Here is a 5,472-nt window from a genome sequence, read left to right on the forward strand (position 1 = left end):
GGATATACAATTATATACAACAGGTTAGAATCGCGCCGTAAGTAAAATTTAAACCGACGCTCCACAAGGGAGATAGCTAGTCGTCTGAGGGTCAAAATGATCAACCTTCTATTTCCAATCTTGCTCTTTGCCCCTCAAGGGTCGGTGACCGCTCCCTACTTGGCGCAACCTCGGTTTACCGACCTCCCCATCTTCACCCTCTACCAACAGGCAACCCTAGTTGGAACGGAGGGGCGCCAGGAACGGGACCCAAATCAGAATCCAGAGCTAGAGAAGGCCCAGGGACGTGCCTACTGTCTGCTCACTCCTCCCAAGAAGGGAAGAGCTCCCTCTACCGACTTTATCAAGACGCACGGTACGATTTCCAACGCCGTCCTGGCGCTTAAAGAGGATGTGATTATTCTAAGCCGTCATAAGTTTGTCGAGCGCGACGGAAAGACTCCTTCGGTCAATTACCGAAACTGCTACTTTGAACACATCCAAAGTGGAGAAATGATTCCGTTTACGGACGTCGAATATCCTCCCAACCCAGGCTACAGAAAAAAGAACAGTAAATCCGAGAATGCCATTTGGGATTTCAACGACGACATCGCCGTCGCCCGTCTCATGCGGGCGCCCGCCGGCGGGAAGGCGATCCCACGCAAGAACATCACTCTCGAACGGAACATTTCTACGTCGATTACGATCATTTCCAACTATGCCGACAATTTCGAGGGGCACCCGAATGATGCACTTACCACCACGACCTGCAATTGGGTCGGGTGGTATAACCTTCCAGGTGGTTCCCTTTCTAATGTCGCGGCTACCGATTGCGACAGTGGCAGGGGGTCATCAGGCGCACAAGCCTACGCAACAACCCCCTTCTACGCTGACAAAAAGCTCTTTGGGATGATTCCCGGGGATACCGTCGAGCTACCGGACGGTGCGCAGCTGGATGTGAAAAAGCACGTGACTTACATTACGCGCTTCGGAAGGCTTGATGAAATCTACGAGAAGTTGGAATCGCGTCGAAATTAGACCAGCGGTTAGAGTCGCCCAAGGCCGCAAAGAGAATACGGTGGGCATCGAGGTACCGGCGCTCAGCCAAGTTCGGAATTAGATGGCAATTGCCGCTTCATGGATAGGGGCGGGTGTCCGTGGATGTAGGGGGCTTGGTGCTGCTGGGACAGAATCCGTATTATCAGGAAAGGCCGTTGCGGTATGAGCGATCCCTTGTCTGCGGGCAAGGTACGGCTTTGAACAGTGGGGCTTTCGAAGTATGGATATCCGGCAGTTAGCCGCAGTCACGGTTTTGCTTGGCGCTGGAGCAGCTGCCGCGGTTCCGCGCATTTCGGATAGCGATCCGAAGGAAGGGCCGCGCGAGCCTTGGAAGGCCGTATTGAAGGCCGACAACAAGGAAATCGCGGGCGTGCAAGCCCAGCTGCTTACGTTAGCGGCTGTGAGCCAGCACGACACCAGTACTCCGTTAAAGAGGTTCTCGCCACACAAGCTTCAAGCCTTCACCGCTGAAGAGCAGTTCGCACTGAACAAAGCCATTGGGAGATGCAATTGCTCGGTAACGTTGGATGAACAAGTTGCTGACAATTCCACCGACTGTACAATTGCCGGAACCAGCGGAACCAACATGGTGGTGTTGACCGTTGGACATCTAATTCGTGATGTACTTTCTCCGATTGGTGCAGCTCCGGAGAGTTTGCATTGCCAGTTTGCTAACAACTTTGGAGACGCGCCGGTACCTCTTTCTCTTGAGTTTGGCACATTTAGAATCGGCTCGCTATATAAGACGGAGAAAGCAAATGACAGGCTTGCTATTGCACTAAAATATCCGATAGATCACGCTATAGAAATACCTGTGCTTACTGTGGGCCGAACGTTCTCCAAGGGAGCGGCGATTTACGCTGTTTCGGCTGGTCTGCGTGAGCGGGTTGGAGGAAGAGATCTTGTCGCCCAGGAATGCACCGTTTACGAATCCAGCGCGAGTCGCCTTTTGACGGACTGCACATCTATAAAAGGTCAGGGCTCAGGCATGCCAAACCTGTTGCGCGATGAACAAGGACGATTAGTGTTGGTTGGAATAACCCAGGGCTCTTCGCTCCCTGACAAGGACGGTGAGCCTGCCATCGTCATCTCTGCTGACGGGAAAATTTCGCTGAATAATCTGACCCGCTCCGTGACCATGCGGTCCGCGGCCGTCGAGGACCTGTTGAAGGTCGAGCGAGAAGTGCTGCGAGATCGTCGCCGCGCGAACGGCACGACTGGCCAGCAGTAGTGTAGTCGCTACAGTTCGGGACAGTTAGCCCGATGTAGCGCTAATGTGGTTATTGGGCTTTTCATAGAGGACCTGTCAGCCAAGGTGGCGAGCGTGGAAATCTGGCAATTCATAGCAATCGCGATTTTGCTTTGCGCCGGTGCCTCTCTGCCAGCGTTCGCCCGATAAGCGAACATGACACCTCCACTCCGCTCAACGAGTTTAGGCCGAAGATGCTCCCGCCGATCACTGCAGCGGAGAAGGCGGCGCGAGAAAGGTGATCGACGCTGCAAATGCACCGTCGAAGCTGATGGAGGCGAAGCAGACTGCGTGATTGCGGGAACTCGTGAGACCAATTCTGTCGTCAACGGAGTGCACACCTGTTGTGGGATATGTTGTTGCCGAGCCGACAACTGCCACCCTCCCTGCAATGTAAGTTTGCAAACAACCATGGCGATAAGGCGGTTCCGTTGGTGTTCGAACCAAGAAGGGCCTGCGGGAGGACGATAGGCTAATTGTCCGGCTGAGGAAGGTAATACCTCATGCAAACGAAATCCCGATTTTGTCGCTCGGCTCGCAATTGCAACCTTGCGGTCATATATGCCGTCTCCGCAGGCCTGGGCTCTTGCAAGAAGTCGTCCGTGAAGAATGCGACTTCTCAGCATCAGTCGCGGAAGGGCGCACCGTTGGAGCGGGCTATACTAACTGAGCTGCGGCGTCAGGCTATTCGCGGCCGGAGGGGCGGCGTTGCTGTGGTTGCGAGCATCGCCAGGATGAAGGCGCACAAAAGCCCCAGCCAGTTGAGCAGGAGGCCGAAGTTGTAGCCGACGGCGGCGAGCACGGCGTTGTTGGCGTCGCCTTGGGCGAAGGCCAGGAAGTTGCGGCCCATGCGATGGTCGGTTTTGAGATGGCCGATGACTGGCTCGACGGCGGCCCGCCGTCGCAGCGCCCGCTTGACGGTCTTGGTGAGGCCGCGCCTGTAGCCGGCGACACGGACCTTGAAGGTCTTGTCCTTCGGGGCGTTGTGGCCACGATAGCCGGCATCGGTGACGACCTTGGAGAGGTTGACGCCGATCGTCTCCTCGATCGCTGGGAGGATGGTGGCCAGCGTGTGGCCGTCGTAGGGATTGCCGGGCAGCGCCTTGACGTGGGCGACGAACTGGCCGCCGCGGCTGCGCTTGAGGGTTGTGGCGACCGAGACCTTGACACCGAACTCATAGGGCTTGTGAGCTTTGCCCTTGCCGATGCACTCCACCTCCGGAGCGTGCAGGGAGTAGACCTTGCGGCCCCGCTCGCGCTGGCGCTGGTCCCTGACACGGCGGGCAAGCGACAACGACAGGCCGAAGACCTGCATCAGGCCCGGCTGCCCGGCGATCTTGCGGGCGATGTCGCGGATCACCGCGCCCAGCATGGTGCGCAGCCGCTTGAGCTGCCGGTTGGCGCGCTTGAATTGCTTGGCGTGGGCATAGCGCTGGTGCTTGATCAGCGCGAACTTGCCCACCCGCGCATAGGACTGGCGCAGCACGACGCCATGCTTCTTGGCCAGCTTGACCAGCCGCTCGCGGGCCCGCTGCATCAGCTTGGCGTCGGTCGGGAAGGTGATGGCCTTTTCCTGCACGGTGGTGTCGACGATCACCGCGCAGAAGTCGGCCGGCTTGGCCGCGCCCAGCCGGGTCGCCGCCGCCAGGCTCTCCTGCAGCAGCGCCGTCAGCCGCTCCTCGCCCATGCGCAGACGCCAGCGCGTCAGCGACGTGCGGTCGAAGACCAGGCGGTGCTGGAAGAACTCCTCGCCGCAGAACATCTGGTAATAGGGGTTCTCCAGCCAGCGCTCGCACAAGCCTTCATCGGACAGGTTGTGCATCGACTTCAGGATGGCCAAGTCCGCCATCAACCGGGTCGGCAGCGGCGGCCGGCCAGGGCCGTCGTCATAGACCTCGCCAAGCCGCTCTTCGAGAAAGCGCCAGTCGATCGCCGCCGCCAGCTTCACCAGCGCATGATCCATGTTGAGAATCTGATCGAGCCGAGCCCGCAACAGGTCGGTCTGGCCGCCGTCTCGTCGTTCCTTTGGCCGCATCGCGTGCTCCCTCGCGTCAAACCAGCCGAATCACGCGTACAGGCACCATTACAATTTGCCAGAAATCGCCCCCTAAGGCCACGATTTCCGGCAAACTAAAACCCAAAATCAGGGGAAAATCCTAAATTGAATCAAAGCCTTCCGTGTTCTTCACGGACGACCAAGAAGTCTGACGATTTGGTGGCTCAAGATGTCATGTATTGGCCTCAAACCAAGACCAGTTTTCGTCGGATTGCACGTCCATCAAAGGTCAAAACGTCTGGCATGCCGAATTTGATCCGTGATGTACGGGTCGCCTGATTTTAGTGGGAATTAGCCAGGCTTCCTCCCGGGGCTAATAAGAACGGCCAGCCAGCAATTATCAGCGGCCGTAGAGTGCCAGTTCACAGAATAAACTCGACGTGGAAAGTAGCGATTTTTAGAGTCCGATAGGGGATCAGGAAACCCCACGCCCTTAGGCGGCTGGGATCACCGGCGTATCCGGTGTAGATTGGCTGGATGGACGCATACAAGCGGGGCAGCCATACCGTTTGGGACTGAAAGTATCACCTGGTTTGGGTGACGAAGTATCGCTATGCGGTGCTTGGGGGTGATGTCGGGGAGCGATGCCGGGTCCGCTCCCGCTCCGTTCCATGCTGTCCGGCCGCCTATTTCTGGCGCTTCGCGCCGCTATCAGTGCCGCGGTTGCTGAAATACTCGCCCGGCTGGTCGAACAGGACGCATCGCCTTTGCGAGGCCGTGAAGCCGAACGCGGCGCATTGATCCGCGTTCCAGCATTCGTTGACGCACGCATCCCTGGTGGGGGCGGCCAGCACGCGGAAGCCGTTTCCGGAAAAGGCCTTGCCGTTGAAGTACTCCATGTACACCGGAGCTCCCGACGAGCTTGGCGCTCCAAGGCTTGATATGACCCCGCTGGTGCCGCGGGCGTTCATCATGAGCTGGCCAGTCTCGCCCTTCAGGAAGCACTTCCTGTTCCAGGCGTCGAAGGTGTAAGCCCGGCACCACGCGGACGCGCTTCGGCACAGCCCCTCGCACTGGTCGGCGTCCTGGGCGGCCATGGAAGCGCCCGAACTGCCGGTCAGGTCCCTGTTGCGGTATCTCGTGAAACTGGACGAGGGCGGGGGAGCGGCGACCGCCACGTTGTCGGACG

At 58.2% G+C, this 5,472-nt stretch carries 4 protein-coding genes and 1 pseudogene; 3 read left to right on the forward strand and 2 right to left on the reverse strand.

Annotated features, from left to right (window positions below; genetic code table 11):
- Positions 1-96 precede the first annotated feature (96 nt).
- On the forward strand, positions 97-1,017 hold the full coding sequence (locus tag EOA24_RS26065) for a hypothetical protein (protein ID WP_127410214.1): 921 nt from the start codon (positions 97-99) through the stop codon (positions 1,015-1,017).
- Positions 1,018-1,258: 241 nt separating this feature from the next.
- The gene (locus tag EOA24_RS26070; RefSeq protein ID WP_127410215.1) at positions 1,259-2,269 is read left to right on the forward strand and encodes a hypothetical protein; all 1,011 of its coding nucleotides are present in this window, start codon (positions 1,259-1,261) and stop codon (positions 2,267-2,269) included.
- A gap of 697 nt (positions 2,270-2,966) precedes the next feature.
- On the opposite strand, the gene EOA24_RS26075 is transcribed toward EOA24_RS26070, so the two are convergent.
- Complete coding sequence (locus tag EOA24_RS26075; RefSeq protein ID WP_127410216.1) at positions 2,967-4,322, reverse strand: IS5 family transposase; 1,356 nt, start codon at positions 4,320-4,322, stop codon at positions 2,967-2,969.
- 498 nt (positions 4,323-4,820) lie between these two features.
- Here EOA24_RS26075 and EOA24_RS43275 point away from each other — a divergent pair.
- Positions 4,821-4,919: pseudogene (locus EOA24_RS43275) on the forward strand (transposase); the annotation flags it as partial.
- A gap of 50 nt (positions 4,920-4,969) precedes the next feature.
- Here the strand turns inward: EOA24_RS43275 and EOA24_RS26085 are convergent.
- Positions 4,970-5,472: PAN domain-containing protein (locus EOA24_RS26085; protein WP_245501856.1), on the reverse strand; the 503-nt coding region annotated here is incomplete at its 5' end.

The sequence above is a fragment of the Mesorhizobium sp. M2A.F.Ca.ET.039.01.1.1 genome, from assembly GCF_003998035.1.
Classification (GTDB): domain Bacteria; phylum Pseudomonadota; class Alphaproteobacteria; order Rhizobiales; family Rhizobiaceae; genus Mesorhizobium.

Bases quoted from the DNA above. Each gene is read 5' to 3' on its own strand.
- EOA24_RS26065 (WP_127410214.1), top strand. From the start codon at position 97: ATGATCAACCTTCTATTTCCAATCTTGCTCTTTGCCCCTCAAGGGTCG.
- EOA24_RS26070 (WP_127410215.1), top strand. From the start codon at position 1,259: ATGGATATCCGGCAGTTAGCCGCAGTCACGGTTTTGCTTGGCGCTGGA.
- EOA24_RS26075 (WP_127410216.1), bottom strand. From the start codon at position 4,322: ATGCGGCCAAAGGAACGACGAGACGGCGGCCAGACCGACCTGTTGCGG.